The 23,519-nt window shown below is 66.3% G+C and carries 24 protein-coding genes; 13 read left to right on the plus strand and 11 right to left on the minus strand.

Annotated features, from left to right (window positions below):
- Nucleotides 1-517 precede the first annotated feature (517 nt).
- From ABZW16_RS34610 to ABZW16_RS34640, 7 genes are all read right to left on the minus strand, one after another.
- Nucleotides 518-1,360: a DegV family protein gene (locus ABZW16_RS34610; protein WP_354960326.1), complete on the minus strand. Its 843-nt coding sequence runs from the start codon at nucleotides 1,358-1,360 to the stop codon at nucleotides 518-520.
- Entirely contained in the window at nucleotides 1,361-2,095 is a 735-nt protein-coding gene (gene octT / locus ABZW16_RS34615) for a diglucosylglycerate octanoyltransferase (RefSeq protein ID WP_354960349.1), read from the minus strand.
- A 484-nt stretch (nucleotides 2,096-2,579) separates the two neighbouring features.
- The gene (locus tag ABZW16_RS34620; protein WP_354960327.1) at nucleotides 2,580-3,239 is read right to left on the minus strand and encodes a histidine phosphatase family protein; all 660 of its coding nucleotides are present in this window, start codon (nucleotides 3,237-3,239) and stop codon (nucleotides 2,580-2,582) included.
- Complete coding sequence (gene rsfS / locus ABZW16_RS34625; protein ID WP_354960328.1) at nucleotides 3,232-3,669, minus strand: ribosome silencing factor; 438 nt, start codon at nucleotides 3,667-3,669, stop codon at nucleotides 3,232-3,234. The genes ABZW16_RS34620 and rsfS overlap by 8 nt, the downstream gene beginning before the upstream one ends.
- 83 nt (nucleotides 3,670-3,752) lie before the next feature.
- Nucleotides 3,753-4,394: a nicotinate-nucleotide adenylyltransferase gene (gene nadD, locus ABZW16_RS34630; RefSeq protein ID WP_354960329.1), complete on the minus strand. Its 642-nt coding sequence runs from the start codon at nucleotides 4,392-4,394 to the stop codon at nucleotides 3,753-3,755.
- 48 nt (nucleotides 4,395-4,442) lie between these two features.
- Nucleotides 4,443-5,123 carry an RsiV family protein gene (locus ABZW16_RS34635; protein WP_354960330.1) on the minus strand — a complete coding sequence of 227 codons (681 nt, stop codon included), beginning with the start codon at nucleotides 5,121-5,123 and terminating at the stop codon, nucleotides 4,443-4,445.
- A 38-nt stretch (nucleotides 5,124-5,161) separates the two neighbouring features.
- On the minus strand, nucleotides 5,162-5,797 hold the full coding sequence (locus tag ABZW16_RS34640) for a hypothetical protein (RefSeq protein WP_354960331.1): 636 nt from the start codon (nucleotides 5,795-5,797) through the stop codon (nucleotides 5,162-5,164).
- Between the two features lie 225 nt (nucleotides 5,798-6,022).
- Between ABZW16_RS34640 and ABZW16_RS34645 the strand changes: the two genes are divergently transcribed.
- Nucleotides 6,023-9,475, plus strand: coding sequence for a protein kinase (locus ABZW16_RS34645; RefSeq protein WP_354960332.1), 3,453 nt, complete (start codon nucleotides 6,023-6,025; stop codon nucleotides 9,473-9,475).
- A gap of 136 nt (nucleotides 9,476-9,611) precedes the next feature.
- On the opposite strand, the gene ABZW16_RS34650 is transcribed toward ABZW16_RS34645, so the two are convergent.
- Nucleotides 9,612-10,073 carry a MarR family transcriptional regulator gene (locus ABZW16_RS34650; protein ID WP_354960333.1) on the minus strand — a complete coding sequence of 154 codons (462 nt, stop codon included), beginning with the start codon at nucleotides 10,071-10,073 and terminating at the stop codon, nucleotides 9,612-9,614.
- 142 nt (nucleotides 10,074-10,215) lie between these two features.
- Between ABZW16_RS34650 and ABZW16_RS34655 the strand changes: the two genes are divergently transcribed.
- The 11 genes from ABZW16_RS34655 to ABZW16_RS34705 all read left to right on the plus strand — a co-directional run bounded on the left by ABZW16_RS34655 (nucleotide 10,216) and on the right by ABZW16_RS34705 (nucleotide 21,691).
- Nucleotides 10,216-11,058, plus strand: coding sequence for an SDR family oxidoreductase (locus ABZW16_RS34655; protein ID WP_354960334.1), 843 nt, complete (start codon nucleotides 10,216-10,218; stop codon nucleotides 11,056-11,058).
- Nucleotides 11,059-11,237: 179 nt separating this feature from the next.
- On the plus strand, nucleotides 11,238-12,503 hold the full coding sequence (locus ABZW16_RS34660) for a glutamate-5-semialdehyde dehydrogenase (RefSeq protein WP_354960335.1): 1,266 nt from the start codon (nucleotides 11,238-11,240) through the stop codon (nucleotides 12,501-12,503).
- 85 nt (nucleotides 12,504-12,588) lie between these two features.
- Nucleotides 12,589-13,470 (plus strand): MoxR family ATPase, encoded by an 882-nt coding sequence (locus ABZW16_RS34665; protein ID WP_354960336.1) that lies wholly within the window; start codon nucleotides 12,589-12,591, stop codon nucleotides 13,468-13,470.
- A gap of 2 nt (nucleotides 13,471-13,472) precedes the next feature.
- Entirely contained in the window at nucleotides 13,473-14,897 is a 1,425-nt protein-coding gene (locus ABZW16_RS34670) for a VWA domain-containing protein (RefSeq protein ID WP_354960337.1), read from the plus strand.
- 7 nt (nucleotides 14,898-14,904) lie between these two features.
- Nucleotides 14,905-15,246 carry an MmcQ/YjbR family DNA-binding protein gene (locus ABZW16_RS34675; protein WP_354960338.1) on the plus strand — a complete coding sequence of 114 codons (342 nt, stop codon included), beginning with the start codon at nucleotides 14,905-14,907 and terminating at the stop codon, nucleotides 15,244-15,246.
- 54 nt (nucleotides 15,247-15,300) lie between these two features.
- Complete coding sequence (locus tag ABZW16_RS34680; protein WP_354960339.1) at nucleotides 15,301-17,166, plus strand: HSP90 family protein; 1,866 nt, start codon at nucleotides 15,301-15,303, stop codon at nucleotides 17,164-17,166.
- A gap of 1 nt (nucleotide 17,167) precedes the next feature.
- Nucleotides 17,168-19,132: a hypothetical protein gene (locus ABZW16_RS34685; RefSeq protein ID WP_354960340.1), complete on the plus strand. Its 1,965-nt coding sequence runs from the start codon at nucleotides 17,168-17,170 to the stop codon at nucleotides 19,130-19,132.
- Between the two features lie 487 nt (nucleotides 19,133-19,619).
- Nucleotides 19,620-20,054 (plus strand): hypothetical protein, encoded by a 435-nt coding sequence (locus tag ABZW16_RS34690; protein WP_354960341.1) that lies wholly within the window; start codon nucleotides 19,620-19,622, stop codon nucleotides 20,052-20,054.
- Nucleotides 20,044-20,844, plus strand: coding sequence for a hypothetical protein (locus tag ABZW16_RS34695; RefSeq protein ID WP_354960342.1), 801 nt, complete (start codon nucleotides 20,044-20,046; stop codon nucleotides 20,842-20,844). Before ABZW16_RS34690 ends, ABZW16_RS34695 begins: the two co-directional genes overlap by 11 nt.
- Complete coding sequence (locus ABZW16_RS34700; RefSeq protein WP_354960343.1) at nucleotides 20,841-21,290, plus strand: roadblock/LC7 domain-containing protein; 450 nt, start codon at nucleotides 20,841-20,843, stop codon at nucleotides 21,288-21,290. The genes ABZW16_RS34695 and ABZW16_RS34700 overlap by 4 nt, the downstream gene beginning before the upstream one ends.
- A 29-nt stretch (nucleotides 21,291-21,319) precedes the next feature.
- Nucleotides 21,320-21,691 (plus strand): hypothetical protein, encoded by a 372-nt coding sequence (locus tag ABZW16_RS34705; protein WP_354960344.1) that lies wholly within the window; start codon nucleotides 21,320-21,322, stop codon nucleotides 21,689-21,691.
- A 270-nt stretch (nucleotides 21,692-21,961) separates the two neighbouring features.
- On the opposite strand, the gene ABZW16_RS34710 is transcribed toward ABZW16_RS34705, so the two are convergent.
- From ABZW16_RS34710 to ABZW16_RS34720, 3 genes are read right to left on the minus strand one after another with little or no spacing between them, the layout of a single operon-like run.
- Entirely contained in the window at nucleotides 21,962-22,216 is a 255-nt protein-coding gene (locus ABZW16_RS34710) for a hypothetical protein (protein ID WP_354960345.1), read from the minus strand.
- Between the two features lie 19 nt (nucleotides 22,217-22,235).
- On the minus strand, nucleotides 22,236-22,571 hold the full coding sequence (locus tag ABZW16_RS34715; protein WP_354960346.1) for a hypothetical protein: 336 nt from the start codon (nucleotides 22,569-22,571) through the stop codon (nucleotides 22,236-22,238).
- A complete protein-coding gene (locus tag ABZW16_RS34720) occupies nucleotides 22,571-22,942 on the minus strand; it encodes a hypothetical protein (protein WP_354960347.1) in 372 nt (123 codons plus the stop codon). Before ABZW16_RS34720 ends, ABZW16_RS34715 begins: the two co-directional genes overlap by 1 nt.
- 228 nt (nucleotides 22,943-23,170) lie before the next feature.
- Here ABZW16_RS34720 and ABZW16_RS34725 point away from each other — a divergent pair.
- Nucleotides 23,171-23,519 (plus strand): helix-turn-helix transcriptional regulator (locus ABZW16_RS34725; RefSeq protein ID WP_354960348.1); only part of this gene is annotated, 349 nt, incomplete at its 3' end.

Consider the following 23,519-nt stretch of genomic DNA (forward strand, 5'->3'; position numbering starts at 1 on the left):
CTGGTGGCCGCCATGTCCTGTTCTTCGCGGCGGCACCAGTACCAGGTCATCTGCGTAGATCACCGGGCCGACCAGCGCACCGATACCCCTGTGCTTATCGCAGATCGGGCATCCGCTCCCCACCGCATCAGCACAGTCGCGCACCGCCTCGATATCGAAGGTCGACCACCCGCCTCGATATCGCCGAGAGCCCTTGCGGCACTTCGTGATACCCCGCTGACGCGGTCGGGTCGGGCGCGGCCGCCGCGCGGCCCCGCCGCACATCGTGGTTCGTGGCATCGACGATCGGTTCAGCGCCGGACCATCGCGTCCGGATGCTCCCATTCGAGCGATTCGACGGTCAGCGGCGGAAGGATCGGAGTTGCGGAACGGGTCATGCCGCGACGGTAGTCACCTCCGCTGCCGACCAAAGGGGTTGCGATCAGCCAGAAATTAATACGCCTACCAGGCCACTCGACCGGAAGATGCGGCACGCCCGCGCATGCTGGACCGTAGCCACATCTTCTCGTAAGGCGAATCAGGCAAAGCCGCCGGGAACGACCACCACGCCGACGGCACCAACACCCAAGTGCACGCCGAGCGCGGGGCCGAATTCGGCGACGATCATTTCATGGATGCTGGGAACCAGCTCGCGCAGCTGAGCGGCGACCGTATTCGCGGCGTCCTCGGCACCGAGGTGCTGGACGGCGACGGCCGCACCGCCTTTACCCGCCGCATCCACCACCGCCGCGACGAGTTTGGCGTAGGCCTTGGAGCGGGTGCGGACCTTCTCGCGCAGTTCCAGTCGGCCCTCGACGATCTGCAGCAGCGGTTTGCTCACCAGTTCGCTGCCGAAAAAGGCTGCGGCGCTGCTCAATCGGCCGCCGCGGCGCAATTGTTCGGTGCGGTTCACCAGAACGAACGTGCGTGATCGGCTCGACGCGCCGACGGCGGTCTCGTAGACGTCGGCCAATGCTGCGCCGCTATGTGCGCGGCGCGCGGCTGCTAGCACCGGCAACCCGGTGGCCAGGCCCGCGCCGAGCGAATCGACCAGCCGGACCCGGTCGGCGGCATCCATATCGCGCACCGCCTGGTGACCGGCCTCCCAGGTGCCGGATAGCTGGCGCGAAAGATGTACCGCGACAACACCGTCCCCGTTGCTGCGGGCGAGTGCCTGCTCGTAGACCGCACGCAGCTCACCGGGTGAGGCCGCCGACGTCGTCACGGTATCGGAGCCGTAGTCGATATCAATGGCGTCGGCGCCTTCGCGAATGGCGCGGTCGCCGACCAGAACATGCAGCGGTACTACGGCGATGTCCAACTCATCGACGAGTTCGACGGGCAGGCTGGCGGACGAATCGGTGACGACCACTACGGCCAACTACCGAACCTCCTGCAGGGTCTTCACCATCGAATTTGCGACGGCCGTATGCCCATCCCAGCCCCAGTGGATGCCATCCGGATTCGCCTCGCCGGAGAAGATATTGTCACGCACCGCTTCCGCGAGATCGACCAGCGGCACGGAGGTCCGCGCCGACCAGGCGCGCAGTGCCTGCACCGCACGCTCGCGGCCGCTGTGCACGCGTCCGTAGGCGGCGCAGTCGTGCACCGACGGCAGCACCGCGACCACGGGCAGCTCGGGACGCAGCTGTGCCAGCGCCTCCCGCGACTGCTCCAGGTAGTCCACGCTGACCTTCGGCGGCAAGGCCACCGGGCGACCGAGTTTCGACAGTTTCGGCTGCAGCCAGTTGTAGGTCGCGCGGACGCCGCGGCGCAGCGCGGGCGGTCGCACATACCGGATCAACTCGCGCAGCGCGGTCGGCAGCGGCGAGGGCAAGGTATCCATCCCGCCGACCGCGAAAACCACCGCACCCGCGCGCGGCACCGCGGCCCACACCCGGGGATCGCCGATCAGCGCCCAGTATGCGTCGCGGCAGGTCCAGCCGATCCGGCCGATCAGCTCGACATCCCAATCGAGTTCGGCGCCAACCAGATTGGGCCAGATCCTCGGATGGTCCGCGGGTAGGCCGCCCTTCGGACCGAAGTAGGATAGTGAATCCGCGATCACCAGCAGCACCGGCCGATCCGTCGGCTGCGGCTCATCGGTCGAGGCCACCGCGGCGGCCGAAACCTCGTCGACAACCGATTCATCGGAATCGGCCGGAGCCAGCGCGGATCCGACGCCAACAACTTCGGGAGCCGTGGCATCCGCTGTGGCGGAAACAGACTCGTCCGCCGGGGTAGTCGTCGCGGCATCGGTCACGGACTCGGCGGTCGATGCGGCTGCACCGACAGTGGGAGTCGCGGACTCGGTCGCATTGGATACTGCCGCAACACCTTCGGGCGGTTCGCTCGCTGGTTCAGCTGGCTCGGCTCCGCTACCGGACTCGGCCGCAGGCGCGGCGGGCTCGTCGTTGCCCTCACCGGACTCGGCGGCAGCCGGTTCATCACCTTCGGACTCCGACGTCGCCGACTCGGCCGATACCTCCGGCTCGACCTGCTTAACCGGGGGAGGTCCGAATAGCGCATCCGGGATCGCCCGCTCGGGCTTCGCCGAAACCCGACGGAACAGTTCGTCCGGTACCTGCCGGATCGGTTCTTCAGAGGACATCCGGGGCCACCTTCGCCGCTGCGTTCCACACATCCAGGCGCCAACCGGGCTGATCAATGCTCGGACCGTGACTGCTCAGCTGCACCCAACTGGTGTTGGCCAGCCCCCCGAGGGCAGGCCAGTTCCGCGGCGGCAGGTCGAGCAGCGCGGCCGTGAGGGCGGCGATCAGCCCGCCGTGCGCCACCAGGATGATAGACCGGCCCGGCCAATCCTGCCGATCGGCGAATAATTCCCGAACGACGGGCAGCGAACGCGCGCCGACCTCGAGCTTGCTCTCGCCGTTCGGCGGGGTGTAGGCCGCGTCCAACCGCCAGGCCACCCGCGCACCCGGATAGTCGGCATCGACCTCCAGGTGGGTCAGCCCCTCCCAGTCGCCGAGATCGGTTTCGCGCAGCCGCGCATCCGGGACCACGGGAAGATCGGTGTGATCGGCCAGCGCCGATGCGGTATCGAAGGCGCGCCGCAGATCGGAGGACACGATGGCGATCGCATTGCGCGAAACCAGTTCGCGCGCGGCCTCTTTCGCTTGGCGGCGGCCGAGTTCGGTGAGATCGGTGTCGATCTGACCCTGCATTCGATCGGCGGCATTCCATTCGGTCTGCCCGTGCCGCAACAGGATCAGCGTGCGGACCCCGGCATACTTACTCACTCGCGGACGTCCCCGTTTCGCTGTTCACCGCCGCGGCGTCTTCCGCGTGCCCGAATACCTCGCTTCCGGCCGTGATCCCCGCCACCGGTACCACCGGACAGTCCTTCCAGAGCCGTTCCAGCGCATAGAAATTGCGCTCGTCATTGTGCTGGATGTGCACCACGACGTCGACGTAGTCCAGCAGCGCCCAGCGGCCCTCGCGGGTGCCCTCGCGCCGGACCGGCTTATGCCCCGCCTCGCGCAATTTCTCCTCGACATTGTCGACGATGGCATTGACCTGACGCTCATTCGGCGCGGAGGCGATCACGAAGCAGTCGGTGATCACCAACTGCTCGGACACGTCGAGCACCACGACGTCGGAGGCCAGCTTCTCGTCCGCCGCGCGCGCGGCGACCTGCGCCATTTCCACCGACTCGACAGATGCGCTCATGCCTCCACCTCGCTGGCGCTCGGTTCCGGCATGACCGCAGCAGCGGCTCCGCCCTTGGTTTGCTCGCTGCGCTCACTCACGCCTTATTTACCTTCCACTCCTACCGGCACATATAGGTGCCGCTTCGATATGTACTGCACGACGCCGTCGGGCACGAGGTACCACACCGGCCGGTTCTCGGCGGCGCGGCGACGGCATTCACTCGATGAGATCGCCAACGCCGGGATCTCGATCATGGTCACCGCATCGACCGGCAGATCACGCAGATGCGCCTCGAGATGATCGGTGTTCAGCTCATACCCCGGTCGGCTCACTCCGACGAATTTCGCCAGTTCGAACAACTCCGCCCAATCCTGCCACGTCAGGATGTTGGCGAGTGCGTCAGCTCCGGTGATGAAGTACAGCTCGGCGTCGGGATGCTTGGCACGCATCTCGCGCAGGGTATCGACGGTGTAGGTGACCTTGCCCCGGTCGATATCGGCCCGGCTGACCGTGAATCGGGGGTTCGACGCGGTCGCGATGACGGTCATCAGGTAGCGATCCTCGGCCGGGCTGACCTGTTTATCGGCCTTCTGCCACGGCTGTCCGGTTGGGACGAAGATCACTTCGTCGAGGTCGAACCGGTTCGCGACCTCGCTGGCGGCGACGAGGTGGCCGTGGTGGATGGGGTCGAAAGTGCCACCCATCACGCCCAGCTTGCGTCGGCGCCGACCGTTCTCCTGCATGAGTGCCGAGCTTAACCGGTCGGTTCGGTCCGCCCCGGGGTTGGACCGTCAACTGCTGACAACCGCCCGCAGACCCGGCTTCAGCGTCGCGTCGAGTTCGGACCATGGAATCGTGATGTCGATATAGCCGAGCGCATGCGATGCGATCTCCCCGAGGTAGACGCGCAGACCGTCGGGCATGGCCAGCCAGTCCTTGAAGTTCTCCACCGTCGGCTCGATGCGCTCCTTGTCGTAGGAGTTCGGGCCGACCCGCGTCTTCGGAATCTGCACCGCCGCCTGCGCCGACAGCACATCGAGGCCCTTTTGCACATCGGTGAACAGATCGGGCAGGGTCAGCGCCTTACCGGTGTCGATATTCGTCACATGGGTGCGCTTGAAGGTGGTCGGATGCAGATGGCCGTCGCTGACCTCGATGCCGAGCACGCCGCTGAGCACATGGCCGCCGATATGGGCGACCTCGCTGTTGAACCCCTTCACCTGCTGCTTCTCCGCCGCGGCCCGCAGGAACGGATCGACCTCGGCGCGCATGCCCTCATTGAAATCGGTTCGCGCATCGTCGGTGCCACCCGCCACCTGCGGCAGGTCGACGGAGTACCAGGGACCCTCGAGCCGAACCGAGGTCGCGGTGAACGCCGGTGCCGCCGACGAGTCGGCCCGATCGCTGGACCCACAGGCCGTGAGCACGGCGAACAGGACGCTGATCAGGACAGCGGCAGCGGTCTTCTTCATTTCGCCTCCCCGTATGGCTCGCATTCGTGCCCGAGAAGCTACCACCGCGAGCCGTGCCGAGGGCGTCGGCTGCCGATCACCGCGCGCATCCCCGGCTTCAGCACGCCGTCCAGCGCGGACCACCGCACGGTGACATCGATATTGCCCGCGGCGTGCGAGGCGATTTGACCGAGATAGATCTTCATGCCCTCGGGCGTGGCTACCCAGATCTGGAAGTGCTCGGCCCCGGGGGTGAGCTCGCTCTTGCTGTAGCCGGTCGCCCTCGGGTTCTGTTCGACCAGGGTTTGCGCCTGGGTCGAGAGCACATTCAGGCCCTGCTGGAGATCGGTGAACAGATCGGACAGGGTGATCGCCGTGCCGGTGTCGACATTGGTGACGTGCGCGGAATCGAAGCTGTTCGGAATCCACATCGCTGTTCGAACTGCCGTTCCTGCCGCCGGGCGCTCGACATCCCGAGCGCAGAGATGGGCGCCGCGGAGGAAGGCGACGACGGCAGGATCGTCGCCGGAGTAGTCCAGCACCGAGGTCGCCGACCAGGCCAGCTCGGCTTCGAGTTCGACGCGGTCGGGATCATTGTGGACCAGCCGGGCACCCTCGACGAATTGCTGTGCGGCAGCACGGAATCGGTTGAGCTTGCGCAGTGATTCGCCGTATTGGCGGCGCACGAGCGCCATTTCGGCGAGCGGATACGGATGGGACTCGGCCCACCTCGTCGCGCCGCAGTTGTCCGGCCGATTCGATGGCCGGCACGCTGCTCCCGTGTCGCGGTTTATGATCGACCTGTCGGGACCAGCTGGTTTTCGCCTCGAGAGGTAAGTACATGAGACGGTCGGGGTGGCAGGCCGCCGCGAACGCGCGAATTTCGGGGAAGTCTGCGCCGATGATCGGTTGAGCGGTCGGTGTCCGAAGGTAATGCTGAGGGGACGCAACGCGACCTGACTTTCGGCATCGCAGCGGATCTGGCTGCGGCCGGGTTGGCTGATGCTCGAGAAATCGGCCGCGGCGCATTCGGCGTCGTGTACCGATGCACCGACTCCGCACTCGATCGGGACGTGGCGGTCAAGGTTCTCGGCTCCACGGTCGACGATGAGGACCGGACCCGCTTCCTGCGCGAACAACGTGCGCTGGGGAAATTCTCGACCCACCCGAACATCGTCCAGGTGCTGACGACCGACGTCACCCCGACCGGACGGCCGTTCATCGTGATGCCGTTCCACCCCAGGGGTTCACTCGACGCCCGGATTCGCGCGGACGGACCGTTGTCGTGGCAGGAGGTACTTGCCGTTGGTGTGAAGCTGGCGGGCGCGCTGGCGACCGCGCACGCCTGCGACGTCGTCCATCGCGACGTCAATCCCGCGAACGTGCTGATCAGCGACTACGGTGAACCGCAGCTGGCGGACTTCGGTATCGCACGCGTCGGCGGCGCGTTCGAGACAGCGGCCGGCGTCGTCGCGGGGACCCCGGCCTACATGGCTCCGGAGGTAATACGTGGCGAACCTCCGACGGTTCGCTCCGATATCTACGGGCTCGGCGCGACGCTGTTCGCGGCGCTCACCGGCCACGCCGCGTTCGAGCGCCAGGCGGGCGAGTCGATGATGGCGCAGTTCGTGCGCATCACCTCCGAACCCGTCCCCGATCTGCGATCCGCCGGTGTACCGGCAATGGTATGCACCGTCCTGGAGGCCGCCATGGCCATCGAACCCGCCGACCGGCCGGCCACCGCCCGGGAATTCGGCGAGCGGTTCCGCACCGTGCAGTTCTCCTGCGGGCTGCCGGTGGACACGATGCCTGCTCCGGAGCACGACGAACCCGTCGAAACCGTCTCCGTCGCGGGCAGGCAGCCGATCTCGCGGACGATGTCGACCGCCGCAACCGCGTTGCGGCCGCAATCGGCCCCGACGACCCGGTTCCGTCCACCGACGACACTGCGCCGACTGGTCGATCGCCCGCGGTTGCTGGAGATCTTGCGGGAGGGACAATCCAGACGGCTGGTCCTCATTCATGGCCCGGCCGGTTTCGGCAAGAGCAGCCTGGCCGCACAGTGGGCGCACGCCCTTGAAGCGGACGGCGTCCGGGCCGCCTGGTTGGTGATCGCGGAGGACGACAACAATGTCGTGTGGTTCCTGAGCCACTTGGTCGAGGCGATTCGGCAGGTTCGCCCGACACTGGCGATCGAACTGACGCAGATTCTCGAGGAGCATTCTGCCAGCGCGGCGCAGCAGGTGATGACGGCCCTGATCAACGAGATCCACGACAGTGCGGAGCCCATTGCCGTCGTGATCGACGATTGGCACCAGGTGGACAGTCCGGCGACCCTCGCCGCGATGGAGTTCCTGCTCGACAACGGGTCCCACCACCTGCGATGGATTGTCACCAGCCGCACTCGCACCGGTCTTCCGTTGGGGCGCATGAGCGTTCAGGACGAACTGGTGGAAATCGACGAGACCGCACTGCGCTTCGATTCCGGGGAAACGACGGATTTCCTGGTCGGTGCGAAGAGATTGCACCTTTCCGACGCCGACGTCGACCGGCTGCGCGAGTCGACGGAGGGTTGGGTGGCGGCGCTGCAGCTCGCCTCACTGTCACTGCGCGGCAAGAAGGATCCCGGGGACTACCTGGACCAGATCACGGGGCAGCACTACGCCATCGGCGAATACTTGATGGAAAACGTCGTCGGCGAGCTCGAACCGACGATGCTCGACTTCGTCATGCGGACCGCGGTCACCGACACCATCTGTGGAGATCTCGCGGAGGCGCTGACCGGAGTGCGGTCCGGGCAGGAACAGCTCGAGGAGGTGCGGCGCCGAGACCTGTTCCTGCGCGGCGTGGATGACGAGCTGCGGTGGTTCCGCTATCACGCGCTCTTCGCGGACTTCTTGCGCCGCAGAATGGTCCGCCAGCATCCCGGATTGCTCGAACAGCTCCATCTGACCGCGTCGACCTGGTTCGCCGAGCACGAAAGGCTCACCGAAGCCGTCGATCACGCACTCGCGGCCGGCGCTGCCGAGCAGGCGAAACAGCTGGTACAAGAACACGCCGACACGCTGATCGAAGATTCCCGCATGGCCACCTTCCTAGGGCTGGTGAAGAAGCTGCCCGGCGAGATCACCGTTGCCGATCCACGGCTGCAACTGTCGGTGGCCTGGGCCAATATCTCCCTCCAACGCCCTGCCGCCTCCCGAACCGCGCTGGATCGGGTGGACGCGGCACTGGCAACCGCCGCACCGGACGATACCGGAACCGCGGAGCTGCGCATCCAGGCTGATGTGACGCGAACCGCGGAATACCTTGTGACAGACCGGTTCAAGGATTTCCCGGATGCCGCCGTGGCATGGCTGCAGCAGCCGGTAAGCCCGTTCCTCGCCAGCGTCGCGGCTACCACCGCGGAAGCGGCCGCCTACCATCGTTTCGACTTCGCGGGCGCCCGCCGCTGGCACGCATGGGCCGAGCCCTACCGGACCCGCATCAAAGGCCTGGCCGGCGTGGTGTACGGCGCGTGCATCGCCGGCCAAGCCGCTGCCGAACAACTCGACATCGCCGGAGCCGAGGAGCTGTTCCGCTCCGCGTTTGCCCTCGCGCGGAATTCCGGCAGCCATTCCCACGCGACCCGGCTTGCCAGCGGCCTGCTCGGCGAATTGCTTTATCAGAAAGGGAAATACGCCGAAGCCGCCCAGCTGCTGGCATCCAGTCACGGAATCGAGACCGGCGCCGTGGAATTCCTGGTCGCCACCTACGGGACCGGTGCCAGGCTGGCGGCAGTGCGCGGCGACGTCGAGGCCGCACGACGACGGTTGGACGAGGGGCAAACGGTCGCGGAGCGCATCGCCCTGCCACGGCTGACCGCCCGCCTCTTGAACGAGCGGGTACGACTTGGTCTGCCGATCACCGACGAAGACCGGCACATGCTCGAGCACCTGCCCACGTACCAGCGGCAACCGAACCACCCACTCGCGGTCACCGCCGAACTCACCCACGAGTCGGCCATTCGTCTCCTACTCGCCCAACAGTCACCGGCCGCAGCCGAGCGCGCCGCTGCCGCCGCCGAACAGATCGTCGCCGAAATCCGCACCCAACCTCGCCCCCGCGCTCTTCTGCAGACTCAGTTGCTCTATGGCGGCTGCCTTTCCGTCGCCGGACGCACCGACCAGGCGATCGCCTGCTTGACTCCGGCCCTTTCTCGGTGCGCCGAACTCGGTCTCGTCCGGATGGCCGTGGACAGCGCTCCCGCGATCGGGCCGGTCGTGGAAACCCTGCTAGCTGCCGCCGAGGCACCTGGCCTGCCACCCCGGCTCTTCCTGCGACAGATCCTGAACGAGATCGATGGAATCAGCGAGCGGACACACCACGAATGAGGAAACTTCCGCGATCGTCGAACGCTGTTGCGGTGTCAGCTTTGTCATCATCTCCCGAGAAGCCGGTTCGCCCGGGGTTCGATGTGGTTCGCTTACGTAGCGCGAGCTGATGGGGCGGGCTGCAGGGGATCGTTCGCTACGGTGATTCGGTATCTGCAGGTGTGGTCTGTGTCGAGGTGATCAGCCGGAGCAGCGTGTTCAGGTCGTGACGCTGGCGTGGGCTGAGTACATCGAGTGGGGGCACATTGCTGAAGGCGAGGTCTTCCAGGGTTTGCCGTATGCGCTTGCCAGTAGCGGTCAAGGTGAGCAGACGTGCTCGCCGATCGGTTTGGTGCGGCTGCTTGCGAAGTAGGCCCTGAGACTCCAGACGGTCGACGGTTCCCGAGGTGTTGGACAGGTCGGCGCCCAATCGTGCCGACAGATCCTTGAGGGTGCGGGGGTCGGAGAGTTCACGCAGTACCTTCGCTTGCACCGGGGTCACGCCCGCCTGGGCTGTGGCTGCGGCGAAGTGGGCACGCACAAGTCCCACCGCCTGTTGAAGGGCTTGGACCAGCTCGGCGTTGCTGGGGTTCTCGGCGCCGGTTGGCTGCTGACTCATGTTTCTCACCGTAGCGGCCTCCGAGAATTGGTGGTGGTTGACCACCATATTTCGCTGTGATAGACATAGATTCATAAAATGGTGGTGGACCACCACTATTGAGCCGGCGGCCCGGAACGCATCCAACTCGAGAGGAGCGCGCATGGACAAGCATTGCGTCGCTGTCACCGGAAGTACCCGCGGTCTCGGATTCGCTTTGGCTGATGCGTTTCTCGAGGCGGGCTGCGCGGTTGTGGTGTCGGGGCGAACCGAGAGTTCGGTCGGCGAATGCATCGAGAAGCTGCGCTCGACACACCCGAACGCAAGGGTCATGGGGGTCGCGGCCGACGTCGGCTGCCTCGCGGACGTCGAGGGCTTGTTCGCGGCCGCCACAGCCGCGTTCGGCCGCGTCGACCTGTGGATCAACAATGCCGGAATCGGCGGACACCCCGTGCCTCTGGTCGAACTGACGGCGACGGAGATAGCCGACGTCGTGGCGGCGAATCTCACCGGAACCATGAATGGCTGCATCGTCGCGCTTGCCGGAATGCAGAAGCAGCAGACAACCGGTCAGATCTTCAACACCGAGGGTTTCGGAAGTAACGGCATGAAGCGCAACGGCATGGCGATCTACGGTGCCACCAAGCAGGCGATTCGCTATTTCACCCGGTCCGTCGTCAAAGAGGTCGCGGGCGGCCCGGTCCGCGTCGGCACCATCATCCCCGGGATCGTGGTCAGCGACATGCTGGCCGAGCAGTACCGGAGGGCCTCGCCCCGCAGACGCGGTCTCTACTCGGCTTTTGCCGATCTACCCGAGACCATCGCGGCAGACCTCGTTCCGCGGCTGCTCACGAACCAGGAACACGGCGCTGTCATTTCCTGGTTGTCACCGGCCGACATGGCCGGACGGGTGCTTCGACCCAAGTACAAGAAGCGCGGGCTGTTGGCGGCACTTGACGCTCCATCGGAAGACAGCGAGCGCGTCGGCAGCGGGGCCCCAGGCTGAAATGGTAACGACCTCAGTCCATTACGTGTCGGAATGAGGTCGTTGACTGCGATCGGCCCACCTGGTCGTACGGGCACGGTCACTCAGCGCCCATTGTTCTCCCGATTCTGCGGGTTCCCCCGGATGCCGTGCGGGAATGGGTGCTGAGGCCACTCCAGCCGGTCAGTAGGCTGTTACCCATGACGGCAGGAACGACCACCGGGCAGGATATCCGCGAGACGGTGCACGACGCCGCACGCAAGGCTCGGGTCGCCGCACGTGCGCTCGCACAGCTGACCACGGCGCAGAAGAACGAGGCGCTGCACGCGGCCGCCGATGCGTTGCTCGCGGCGGCCGATACCGTGCTCGCGGCCAATGCCGAGGACATCGCGACGGCACAGGCGGCGGGCACCGAGGAGTCGCTGCTGGATCGGCTGCGGCTGACCAAGGCCCGCATCGACGGCATCGCCTCGGGATTGCGCCAGGTCGCCGGGCTGCCCGATCCGATCGGCGTGGTCGTGCGCGGGTCGACCCTGCCCAACGGGCTGGAGATCCGTCAGGTCCGGGTGCCGCTCGGTGTGGTCGGCATGGTCTACGAGGCCCGGCCGAATGTCACCGTCGATGCGTTCGGGCTGGCGCTCAAATCCGGTAATGCCGGACTGCTACGCGGTTCCTCCTCGGCCGCGCAGTCCAATGCCGCGCTGGTCGAGGTGCTGCGGGAAGCGCTTGTCGCACAGGGCATCCCGGCCGATGCGGTGCAGCTGCTGCCCAGCCACGACCGGTCCAGCGTGACCCACCTGATCCAGGCCCGCGGCCTGGTCGATGTGGTGATTCCGCGCGGCGGCGCCGGGCTGATCAACGCCGTTGTCCGCGACGCGCGGGTGCCGACCATCGAGACCGGTACCGGCAACTGCCACGTCTACGTGCATGCGGACGCCGATCTGGAGATGGCCGAGCAGATCCTCATCAATGCCAAGACCCGCCGTCCCAGCGTGTGCAACGCGGCCGAGACGGTGCTCATCGACGATGCGATCGCCACCACGGCCGTGCCCCGGCTGCTCGAGGCCCTCGAACGGCACGGCGTCACCGTGCACGGCGATCTGCCCGGCCTGGTACCCGCCAACGATCAGGACTGGGGCGAGGAATACCTCACCCTCGACATCGCGCTCAAGGTGGTCGAGAACCTGGACGCGGCCGTCGAGCACATCAATACCTGGGGCACCGGCCACACCGAGGCCATCGTCACCGGCGACCTGGCCGCGGCCCGGGAATTCACCAGTCGCGTGGACGCCGCCGCCGTCATGGTCAACGCCTCCACCGCCTTCACCGACGGTGAGCAGTTCGGCTTCGGCGCCGAGATCGGCATCTCCACCCAGAAGCTGCACGCCCGCGGGCCGATGGCGCTGCCGGAACTGACCTCGACCAAGTGGATCGTCTGGGGCGACGGCCAGATCCGTCCGGTCTAGATTTCGTGCAGTGTAAGAACCGCTGAGCGCCTGCCTCGGACCCTCCCGTAGCGTGAAGGGTGGGTTTTCGAGGGAAGGAAGCAAGGTGGCTACCGAAAGCGCAGTGCAGGAGCCGATCTTCACATCGGTCGACGATGTGATCGAACGGCTGGCCACGACCGGATACCTGGCCGATAAGGCGACCGCGACGTCGGTATTCCTTGCCGACCGGCTCGGCAAGCCACTACTCATCGAGGGTCCGGCCGGTGTCGGCAAGACCGAACTGGCCAGGGCGGTGGCGCAGACCGCTGGCGCGGAACTGGTGCGCCTGCAGTGCTACGAGGGCGTCGACGAGGCCCGCGCGCTCTACGAGTGGAACCACGCCAAGCAGATTCTGCGCATCCAGGCGTCCAGCGAAAACGACTGGGAAGAGACCAAAGCCGATGTCTTCACCGAGGAATTCCTGCTCTCCCGGCCGCTGCTGACCGCCATCCGGCGCGCCGATCCGACCGTGCTGCTCATCGACGAAACCGATAAGGCAGATGTCGAGATCGAGGGTCTGCTGCTCGAGGTGCTCAGCGATTTCGCCGTCACCGTGCCCGAGCTCGGCACGATAACCGCCAGCCGCAAGCCGTTCGTGGTGCTGACCTCCAATGCCACCCGCGAACTGTCCGAGGCGCTCAAGCGCCGCTGCCTCTACCTGCACCTGGACTTCCCGGACGAAGAACTCGAGCGCCGCATCCTGGCCAGTCGGGTGCCGGAACTGTCCGCCGCGGTCGCCGCCCAGCTGGTCCGGATCGTGCACGTGCTGCGCGGTATGCAGCTGAAGAAGCTGCCGAGTGTCGCCGAGTCGATCGACTGGGGACGCACCCTGCTCGCGCTCGGCATGCAGGATCTCGACGACACCACCGTGCGCGCCACCCTGGGTGTCGTGCTCAAACATCAGGCCGACCACCAGCGCGCGCTGGCCGAGCTGAAGCTGGCCTGACCATGGCGGCCGGATCGGTGCCCGCGACACCAATACTCAATGCGCCGCACGGGCTTTCGGGGCATCTCGTCGGTTTCGTCGAGGCGTTGCGGGCGCGCGGCATCGCGGTGGGTCCCTCGGAGACCGTGGACGCGGGCCGGGTGGTGTCGGTGCTGGATCTGATGGACCGCGAGGTGTTGCGCGAGGGTCTGGCCTGCGCACTGCTGCGCCGTACCACGCACCGCAGCACCTTCGACGGCCTGTTCGACCTGTGGTTCCCGGCCGCGCTCGGCGCGCGCAGCGGCACACCGGATGACATCGAGATTCCACGCACGCCCACCGGTGAGATCGACATGCCCGCGCTGCGGGGATTGCTCGCAACGCTGCTGAGCCGCGAGGATTCGGCCCAGCAGCTGGAAATGATCGCCGCGCAGTTGGTCGAACAGCTCGGTCAGTACGAGTCCTCGCGCGGCCCCTCCTTCTCGGCGTACCGCACCCTGCGGGAGGTGCAGCCGGAAATCCTGCTGGCCAGGATTCTGCAGGGCCTGGGCGCCGGGCCGGATACCAGCGAATTCGACACCGAGGTCGCCCGCCGCACTGGCCGGGCGCGCATTGCCGGATTCCGCGCCATCGTGGAGGCGGAAACCCATCGGCGGGTGGCCGAGAATATCGGCCGCGAACGCGTCGCCAGCTATGCCGTCGCGCGGCAGGCGGAGGATGTCGATTTCCTGCGCGCCTCGGAAACCGAGCTCGCGGAGATGCGGCGCAGCACCCAGCGCCTGGCCCGGATACTGGCGTCCCGACTGGCCGTGCGGCGCAGGCATGCGCGCCGTGGCGAGATCGATCTGCGCAAAACGCTGCGCAAATCCATGTCCACCGGCGGTGTGCCCATCGACCTGGTGAATCGCAAACCACGCCCGGGTCGTCCCGAGTTGGTCCTGCTCTGCGATGTGTCCGGTTCGGTGGCCGGATTCAGTAACTTCACGCTGTTGCTCGTCAACGCGCTGCGCGAACAGTTTTCCCGGGTGCGCATTTTCGCGTTCGTGGACCGCACCGATGAGGTGACCCGGTTCTTCGATCCGAACACCCAGCTGGACAAGGCCATGGCACGCATCTTCACCGAGGGCAAAGTGGTCGGCCTGGACGGACACTCCGACTACGGCCATGCGCTCACCGGCTTCGCCACGAACTGGCCCGATGCCGTCACCGCCCGCAGTTCACTGCTGATCCTCGGCGATGCCCGCACCAACTACCGCGACCCGCGACTGGATACGCTGCGCCAACTGGTGCAGACCGCCAAACACGCACATTGGCTCAATCCGGAGAAGGAAAGCAATTGGGGCTCAGGCGATTCCGCCGCCGATAAGTACCGCGAGGTGATCGAGATGCACGAATGCCGCTCGGCCAAGCAACTGACCGCGGTGGTGTCCCGCCTGCTGCCGGTGTGAGGCGACAGTGCTCGAGGCGCAGCTGCTGAAGTACTGCTTGGCGAAACCCGGTGCCTGGCAGGACGAGCCGTGGGAGGGCGATATCGTCGCCAAGGTCGGCGACAAGATATTCGCCTTCCTTGGATCGACTTCGATCGGGCTGAAGTGCGGGCCCAATCGGGAGGAGGCCGATGAGCTGGTGCGGATCTACCCGGACGACGTCTCGCCATCGGCCTACATCGGCCGCTACGGCTGGAATGTCATACAACTCGGTGGTGCGGTGTCCGACGACGAACTGCGTGAACTCGTCGATCAGTCCTACGACGCGATTGTCAGCAAACTCCCAAAGTCGAAGCGTCCGGACTGTTAACACCATCAGCGTTCGTTAAGAGAACTGTTGGCGGCGCACACCAGGATTCGGCCCATGGTGAACAGCGCACCGGGTGGTGCATGGTCGGGGTCGGACCGCATTGGTGATGGGAATTATTCGTTTCAGGTCGATCTGCGTGGAATCGTCGATCTCCTATCCCATCACTTGTATTCCAGTCCTCGGGTGTACATCCGGGAGCTGTTGCAGAACGCGGTCGATGCCGTCACCGCGCGTACCCAGCTCGACGCCTTGGCGCCCACCGCGATTCGCCTGGTCATCGACGAATCCGGACTGCGGATAACCGATCCGGGCATCGGTCTGACCGAGGCGGATGTGCATCGGTTCCTCGCCACCATCGGGCATTCGTCCAAGCGCGACGATATCGAGGGCGCGCGCCGAGAGTTCCTAGGGCAGTTCGGCATCGGGCTGCTGGCCTGCTTCACTGTCGCCGAAACAATCCGGGTGGTCACCCGTTCGGCCATCGATCCGACCGCCGCGCCCGTCGAATGGCTGGCCGCCGCCGATGGCACCTATGCACTGCGTCGACTCGATCCCGCGGACCGTCGAGAACCCGGCACCACAGTGCATCTCACGCCACGAGCCGGCGCGCAGGCATGGTTCACCCCCGGACGGGTGCTCGACCTGGTCCGTGAATACGGTTCGCTGCTGCCCTACGAGGTGACGGTCGAGGCGAACGGCGTCGGACTGCGCGCGACCGATGGACCTCCGGTGTGGCGGCGCAGCTATCCGTCCCCGGCGCAGCGACGGGCGGCGCTGTTCGAATACGGCGAGCGCACACTCGGATTCACCCCGCTGGATGTGATCGACCTCGATGCCGAACTGGCCGGAGTCAGCGGCGTCGCCTTCGTACTGTCGCAGCCGGGCAATCCGGCCGATCCCAGCGCACACCGGATCTATCTCAAGGGCATGCTGCTCGGTGATGCGGTGCGCGGACTGCTGCCGGACTGGGCCTTCTTCGTACGCTGCGTGATCGATGCCGACAGCCTGCGCCCGACCGCCTCGCGCGAGGGGCTCTACGAAGACGAACGCCTCGCCATCATCCGCGATACCCTCGGGGATCGAATTCGCGACTGGCTCACCGAAATCGCCGCCGAACAGCCTGAGCGGCTGGCCGCGTTTCTGTCCGTGCACGCGCTCGGCGTCAAGGCAATGGCCAGGCACTCCCCCGACATGCTGCGGATCATGGTGCCGCACTTGCTGTTCGAGACAACCGATGGCCGGGTCCCGCTGACCGAATTCGCCCGCAACCATCCCGCGGTGCGGGTGACGGCAACGGTGGAGGAGTTCCGTCAGGTGGCCGCCATCGCGGCCGCACAGGGCATCGGGGTCGTCAACGGCGGCTACACCTACGATGCCGAACTCGTCGCCCTGCTGCCCGTGATACTGCCCGATGTCACGGTCACCGAACTGGACGCGGCCGCCGTCACCAATGCCCTCGACCTGGTGGATCCGCCCGACGAACTGGCGCTGGCCCCGGTGCTCGCCGCCGCCCGCACGGCCCTGGATCCGCTGTCCTGCGATGTGATTCTGCGTGCGTTCCACCCGGTTTCGGTGCCCGCCCTGCATCTGGACAGTCGGGGCGCGCGCAATGCACGAACACGGGTCGAGACCACTGTCGGCGCCGACGAACTCTGGACCGAAATCCTCGGCGCGCTGGAAGCGAGCGCGCCCCGCGCGCAGCTGGTGTTGAACCACCACAGTCCGGTGGTGCGCAGGCTGAGCCACATCGGTGATCCCGCCTTCCTGAAGACGGCCATCGAATCCCTCTATGGCCAGGCGTTACTGATGACACACCGGCCGCTGCGACCGGCCGATACCGCACTGCTCAATCGCGCATTCGGCGAATTCCTCACCTGGGCGACCCGGCACGCGGCGGGCGAGACCGCGGAGGAGGCCTGAGATGGAGACCTCCGAGATCCAGGCGGCGCTGGCGCAGAGCCGTTCGCTGCCGCACGGGCGCGGCCGCACCGAGCGCCTGGAAACCCTTGCCGCCGCGGCGAAGTCGGGTCCGGACCGCGCACTGGAGGGCAGTGTCCTTTTGGAGCTGGCCAAGGCGTATGCGTATGCGGGTGAACGAGATCTGGCTCCGGTCGCCTACGGCAGGCTGCTGCGGATCTACGACGACTTCCCCGCCGAACTCGGTGGGATGACGCATTCGGTGCACTGGTATCTGAAATGGCTGACCTGGGGCCTGATCGACAATCCCGCCGTACCGCTGCGCACCACCTACCGCTGGCTCGACGAACTCGAAAGTCGTTATCGGCAGCGGGGATACAGTGCTCGTCCGGTGCTCGCGCTGCGCTCGGACCTGGCCCGCGAACTCGGTGACCACGACGCGGCCGCGGATCTGCTCGACGCGGCCCGGGCGGCAGCGCGCGACAGCATGTCCGACTGCGATGCCTGTGAACGCAACCAGTGGGGCACCAACTATGCGCAGGCCGGTGACTTCGAGGCCGCACTCGAGTGCTGGCACCCGGTCATCGATGGAACGCGCAGCTGCGCCGAGGAACCGCACCGGGTGCTCGGGCACGCCTTGCTGCCGATGGTGCGCACCGGTCGCATCGCCGAGGCGCGCAGTGCGCATTTGACGGGTTATCCCCTGGTACGCCATATTCCGGATCTGCGTCGCTCGGTGGGTGAGCACATCGAATTCTGCGCGTTGACCGGGAACGAGGCGCGCGGTCTGGAGATCCTGTCCGAACATACGGCGTGGCTGACCGATCCGGGAGCGGACGCCGCCATTCGGCTCGCCTTCATATCGGGTGTCGGTGTGCTGTTGCGGCGGCTGACAGAGCTGGATCTCGGCGCGCTCGAAATCGGCGCGGGCACAGTGGATTCGGTGCGCGGCGACCTCACCGTCGAAATCGGCGAACTCGCCGCACGTTACGACGGCCGCAATGGCAATACCGTAGTCAGCGATCGGGTCGCGGCCCGCCTCGCGCAGCAGCAGCTGGTCGAGCACCTTCCGCTCGGTGTGCGCAACACCTTGCCGCGCAAGGTCGCCGCCGTGGCACCGGCTGTCACCGCGACTTCCGAGGAGCAAGCCGAGGACGCACTGCAGCTGGCCGAACTGGCCGCGGTACGACTGGTGGACTATCCACAGGACGCCGAACAGTATCTGCGCCGAGCACTCTCGATCGGCGCGACCGCACTGCCCGCCGAACATCTCGCGCGACTGAGCTCCCAACTGGTCATGGCGCTGTCCGGGCAGCGGGGCCGCGAATACGAACTCGCCGACGCAGCACTCACCGCCGCGGCCCGCTGGGAACCGATCTCGCCCGCGGACGCGATACACCTCACCTTCGTCGCCGCGCGTGCGCTGCACCGGGCCGGACGGCACGGTGAGGCGGCCGCACTGTTCGAACAGCCACTCGCGGCCGGTGAGATGCCCTATCCCCCCGCCGAAATGGCGCTCGTGCGCCGCCAATACGGCGAATCACTGCGCAAGCTCAACCGATTCCGTGATGCTGCACAGCAATTCGTCGAGGGTGCCCGGCTGGTCCACAATGATCCCGACCGCGTCGAACTCGAAGCCGAGCTGGCCTGGTCGGCGGCCTCGGTGCTGGACTACGGCGGCGAGGACGAACAGGCGATCGCCGCCTTCCTGCGCGCGGCGCACCTGTGGGGCAGCCTCGGTCGCATCGGCCCCCGAGCCAAATGCCTGCGCTCGGCGGCCTGGCTACAGCTCTACGGCAGCGGTTCGGAACCCGATCGGCCATGGCTGGCGACGATGCGCGAACTACTCACGGAACTGGAAGAACTGGCCGAAACGGACCCATCGAGCGAGGTAGCCACCGAACTCCTCAACACCCGCAGCCAACTGGCCGATATGGAGTGCGACGAGGTCGAGGAACCGGACGAGTGACCATCAACGACTTCCGGGGTCATTGATCGAGATCCCTGACGACCTCGAGGGTGCGGTACTCCTCGCCCCAGTCCTGATCGTTGGTGGGTAGCAGGCCGTAGTGTGTCGGTCCCGAAATTTGGGCCCGACACACTATTTGGGACCGACACACTAGCTAGTAGGACTCTGTTCGGGTCGGCGTGTCGGGCTCGAGTTCCGGTGCCGATCTCAAAACCAGGCCGCGGTGGATACTGAGCTGGCGCATGCGGATGAGTTGCTGGATTCGCTTGCAGGGTAACGGGGTTATCCCGTGTGCGGCTGCCGTGTCCGTGCCATCAGGTACTGCATCGCATCCGGCGTCGTATCGCAGGTCCGTTCCGACAACGGCCAGCAGTTCTTGTCCAGCGGCTCCGGCCCCAATCTCCGCCTGCCGCAGGGGAGATGCGTTTTTTAGTACGATTTTCCGGTTTTTTCTGTACACCGGTAGGCACGGTGTGTAGCGTCTGGTTTGCTGAAATCATCCCACGACAGGCAGGCAGGCCAGAGCACGGTGACCGATATCGACGGCTGTCTGCAACGTGTCATGGAGATTCCCGGTGCGCGCAGTGTGACGTTGGTGGACGGAGCGAGTGGTCTGGCGATCGCCGCGGCAGGTCGGCACGATCTGGTGGACCAGCATGAGGCCGCCGCCACCACCACCGATGTGGTCCGCGAGGTGCTCGGCTGCACAGCGTTGGCAACCGGCCGCGACGGTGACGACGTCACCGAGATCATCGTCTGCGGAACCCGCGCATATCACCTGTTGAATCTGGTGAACGGCGACTTCGACGGTCGGCTTTTCATGCACGTTGTGCTCGACGACGACACCGGGAATCTGGCGATGGCGCGGTTCCAGCTCCGGGGAATTCTGCGCGAATTGACCGAGGACGGTCATGAGCGTTGAGCTCGCGGTCGAACTGCAGCGGCTCGAAAAGGAAAGGCGTACCGGCATGTTGCGCGCTGGCGACGGCGCGTTTCATCTGACCGAGGGCGCGATCGCATCCGTCGACTGCGGCCGGACAACCGGGCTGGACCGGCTTGTCGTGGAGGCGGGTGTGGCAACCACGGAGGACTGGCGGCGGGCCGCAGACGGAAATCCCGGCCATGTGCTGGGACGACCAGGGCTGGAAACTCTGGTACTGCTATCGGTGTTCGATGCCGCCTACTTTCTGCTGGCCTCGCCCGCCGTCCCTGAATTCCAGCCCGCGCCGCCGCACTGGCTCGCCCCGGTCTGCCAGATCACGCCGCGCGCGCTCGTTCATGAGTGCGCGCGGCGTGGCGATCCGGAGTCTGGGCCGTGGCCTGCGACGTTGGTCGACCGCGCCCCCGTTGTGCCTGTCCGCCGCGTGCGGCGACGGCGCGTGGTACTCACCGGCGGCCAGGCCGAGGTGCTGGCCGCCGCTGACACCCGGCGCAGCATCACCGGGATCGCACGCGAGCTCGGCCGCACCACTTATGGCTGTCTGAAGGCAGTTCGGGACCTGACCGTGGCAGGGCTGATCGAGCCGGCCGTCGCGGCACCCGCTCCGGTCGAGACAGCCGAGCCGGTGGCGGCCGCTCGCGAAGTCGCCGAGTCCGAGCCGCTACCTCGACGCCGGACGCGGCGGGCCGAGCCGGCTTCCGAACCGAAATGGGAGCCAGTTGATGAGGCCCTGCTCCTCCGTCTGCGGGCAGCTTTGGCGGAGCTCGAGTGACCGCGCGGAGGAAACTGCTCGGTCACGCACTGATGGGAAGGTTGACCAAGGTGGCGGTGTCCGGACCCGAACCGAACGCGGTGGTGCTGGCAGAGCTGAAGGCACTGCACGATCGCATCCCGCACCTGACCGGCACGCTGGTGGCATCCATTGACGGGCTGCTCATCGCCCACGATCTGCCCGCGCACATCGAGCCCTCCGGCATGGCCGCGCTGGCCGCTTCGCAGCTGGCGCTGTCGCACCGGATGGCCACCACCGCGCACGATGGCGGGTTCCATGACGTCGTGGTGCGCGGCACCGGCGGGTACGTGGTGGTCTACGCGGCGAGCTGGGCCTCGCTGACCGTGCTGGCGGGCCCTGAGGTGAACGTCGGCCGGCTCCATCTGGAGTCGCGCCCGGTGGCGCGCAGGATCGCCGACCAGCTGACGGCCCCTGGAAAAGACTAGGAAACGAACACCGATCGAAAGGAACAGATATGTCCGATATGGATCTGGCGCTGAAAGAGATGATGGCGATCGACGGCGCGATCGGAGCCGCCGTCGTCGACTACGACAGCGGCATGGCGCTTGGGATGCTCGGCAGCTCCAAGGCCCTCGACCTCCAGGTCGCCGCCGCGGGCAACACCGAGGTGGTGCGCGCCAAGCTGCGCACCATGGAGCAGCTGGGGCTCAACGAGGCCATCGAGGACATCCTCATCACGTTGTCGGGCCAATACCACATCATCCGACCGATGACCGGCCGTAAGTCACAAGGTCTGTTCCTCTACCTCGCCCTGGACCGGGGCCGGGCGAACCTCGCGCTGGCCCGGCACCGCCTCAAGGGCATCGAGGGGGACCTGGAGGTGTGATCCGCCCGCTCGCGACCGCGGTTTCCTTGCGTTCGTCGGGCAGTATTTCACTGTAGGCGAGGCCCAACTCCGACAATGGGGCATTACGGTGAGACACGAAGACCTCCAGTGAATTCGGTGCGTTCCTAGACAGCTCGCACTTCACTCGGAGGTCTTCGCCATGTCAGCTCGCCACGCCGTTACCAACGTCCGTGGGCAGTACATCTGGTACAGGTAGCAAGTGCTCGAATCAGACGATCGCGGCGCACCGGGTCGGTGGATGCCCGTCACTCAGATCGTCCCCGGCGGACGCTCCTTAGGGGACAGGGATTCCGTCCAGTACTCGTGACGTACCGCGTCCCACAACCGCGACAGGTCCGGGAACCGCTCCCGGACCTGTACCAGGTCCGGTGCGGTGGCCGCGGTCGACATCGATAGCAGTGGCTCCGATTCGAATAGGTTGCGCACCAACATCATTCGAACGCGGTGGTCGTCGAGCCGCCAGATCGCCTGCCAGCCGTCCACCTCGGTGCGATGCTCGCTCATCCCGGCTCCCCCCGGATCGTCAGCCGTCGCCGCCACTGTTCGCGCCCGGAATCGGTAGCGCCAGCTCGGTGAGCTTGTCCAGCACCTCACGCAGTGTTCGTACTGTCGGCCCACCCTGCGCGGAGCCCTCGCGGTCCAGTGGCGGGAACTCGAGGCCACGCGCGGCGGAGCGCTCGCGCGGGGTCAACGACTGCGGCGTGACTCGACCCGCACCGACCAGCGTGTAATACGCCGCCGCCTTCCACACGCACAAGCCGATACGACAGGCGCGATGCTCGCGCATCTGCTGATGCGCCAACGCGATATCGGCATACCCGCAAACTCGCGGCGGCGTGACGATCATGTCCTCGCGCATCAGGCCACCCCTGTCTCGGGGATGGCCCGGTAGGCGACCCTCGCCCATGTGGTTGCGGGACAAACGGTTTCGAGATCGAAGTCTTCACACACCCGCGCTGGTTGATCGTCGACCTGAGCCAAGTCGTAGATCACGATCGCGGCCACACCCAGCCCGGCGGCGATCCCGAGGGCGTACCCGATCGGATCGGGGATGTCCTGCGGTGGCCGAACCGTGTAAACGTACTGGTAGCCCAGTAGCCGGGCGTGCTGCGTTACGGCGGTTGCGTGCCGGGGTGTGGCGAGTCCGGACACGTCACCGCGCACGAATCCAACAGCCTTCGGCGCGTCGGATTGCCCTGTATGTGATTCTGCCACTTGATTGTTCGTCATCGTTCCAGGCCTTCGGTCGATGGAGCTGCGGGGTGGCGGTCGAACAGGCCTTGTACCTCAACGATTTCCAGCTCGAGCGCCGCCCACAGCACAGCATCAGCAACCGATAGACAGCAGCAGAAACGAGAACTCGATTGCGATTGCTCTAAAACGCCAGAACGGCGCTCGGTTCTGCAGTAAGAACAGGCTCGGTTCCCGATCCGATGTGACTCGATTCCAGGAGACCCCGTGACCAGCACCGAAGAGCACGGCCCGTCATCAACCCTGCCGCGCCGCCAGCTCGGACGGTTCCTTCGCGAGCGCCGCGAAGCCACCGGATTCACCATTGCCGAAGCCGCCAAATTGGTCGACCTATCCCGAGCCGTGCTTCAGCGCATCGAGACCGGACAGATTCAAAAGGTCCGCCGACAGGACGTACAGGCGCTATGCGAGGTGTACGACGTCGGCGGCGACGACACCAAGGCCGCCGTCGACCTCGCCCAGCAAGGCAGAGTCAAGAGCTGGCACCACGTCTATGGAGGCTTGTACAGCAACGCGTTCAACATGTACGTGGGGCTCGAGGCCGCCGCACGCCGAC

The sequence above is a fragment of the Nocardia sp. NPDC004604 genome (assembly GCF_040609795.1).
Lineage (GTDB): Bacteria > Actinomycetota > Actinomycetes > Mycobacteriales > Mycobacteriaceae > Nocardia.

Bases quoted from the DNA above. Each gene is read 5' to 3' on its own strand.
- ABZW16_RS34715 (WP_354960346.1), bottom strand. From the start codon at position 22,571: ATGCGCGAGGACATGATCGTCACGCCGCCGCGAGTTTGCGGGTATGCC.
- ABZW16_RS34670 (WP_354960337.1), top strand. From the start codon at position 13,473: ATGGCGGCCGGATCGGTGCCCGCGACACCAATACTCAATGCGCCGCAC.
- ABZW16_RS34650 (WP_354960333.1), bottom strand. From the start codon at position 10,073: ATGAGTCAGCAGCCAACCGGCGCCGAGAACCCCAGCAACGCCGAGCTG.
- ABZW16_RS34705 (WP_354960344.1), top strand. From the start codon at position 21,320: ATGTCCGATATGGATCTGGCGCTGAAAGAGATGATGGCGATCGACGGC.
- ABZW16_RS34685 (WP_354960340.1), top strand. From the start codon at position 17,168: ATGGAGACCTCCGAGATCCAGGCGGCGCTGGCGCAGAGCCGTTCGCTG.
- ABZW16_RS34695 (WP_354960342.1), top strand. From the start codon at position 20,044: ATGAGCGTTGAGCTCGCGGTCGAACTGCAGCGGCTCGAAAAGGAAAGG.
- ABZW16_RS34680 (WP_354960339.1), top strand. From the start codon at position 15,301: ATGGTGAACAGCGCACCGGGTGGTGCATGGTCGGGGTCGGACCGCATT.
- ABZW16_RS34640 (WP_354960331.1), bottom strand. From the start codon at position 5,797: ATGGCGCTCGTGCGCCGCCAATACGGCGAATCACTGCGCAAGCTCAAC.
- ABZW16_RS34720 (WP_354960347.1), bottom strand. From the start codon at position 22,942: ATGACGAACAATCAAGTGGCAGAATCACATACAGGGCAATCCGACGCG.
- rsfS (WP_354960328.1), bottom strand. From the start codon at position 3,669: ATGAGCGCATCTGTCGAGTCGGTGGAAATGGCGCAGGTCGCCGCGCGC.
- nadD (WP_354960329.1), bottom strand. From the start codon at position 4,394: ATGCAGGAGAACGGTCGGCGCCGACGCAAGCTGGGCGTGATGGGTGGC.
- ABZW16_RS34635 (WP_354960330.1), bottom strand. From the start codon at position 5,123: ATGAAGAAGACCGCTGCCGCTGTCCTGATCAGCGTCCTGTTCGCCGTG.
- ABZW16_RS34710 (WP_354960345.1), bottom strand. From the start codon at position 22,216: ATGAGCGAGCATCGCACCGAGGTGGACGGCTGGCAGGCGATCTGGCGG.
- ABZW16_RS34655 (WP_354960334.1), top strand. From the start codon at position 10,216: ATGGACAAGCATTGCGTCGCTGTCACCGGAAGTACCCGCGGTCTCGGA.
- ABZW16_RS34660 (WP_354960335.1), top strand. From the start codon at position 11,238: ATGACGGCAGGAACGACCACCGGGCAGGATATCCGCGAGACGGTGCAC.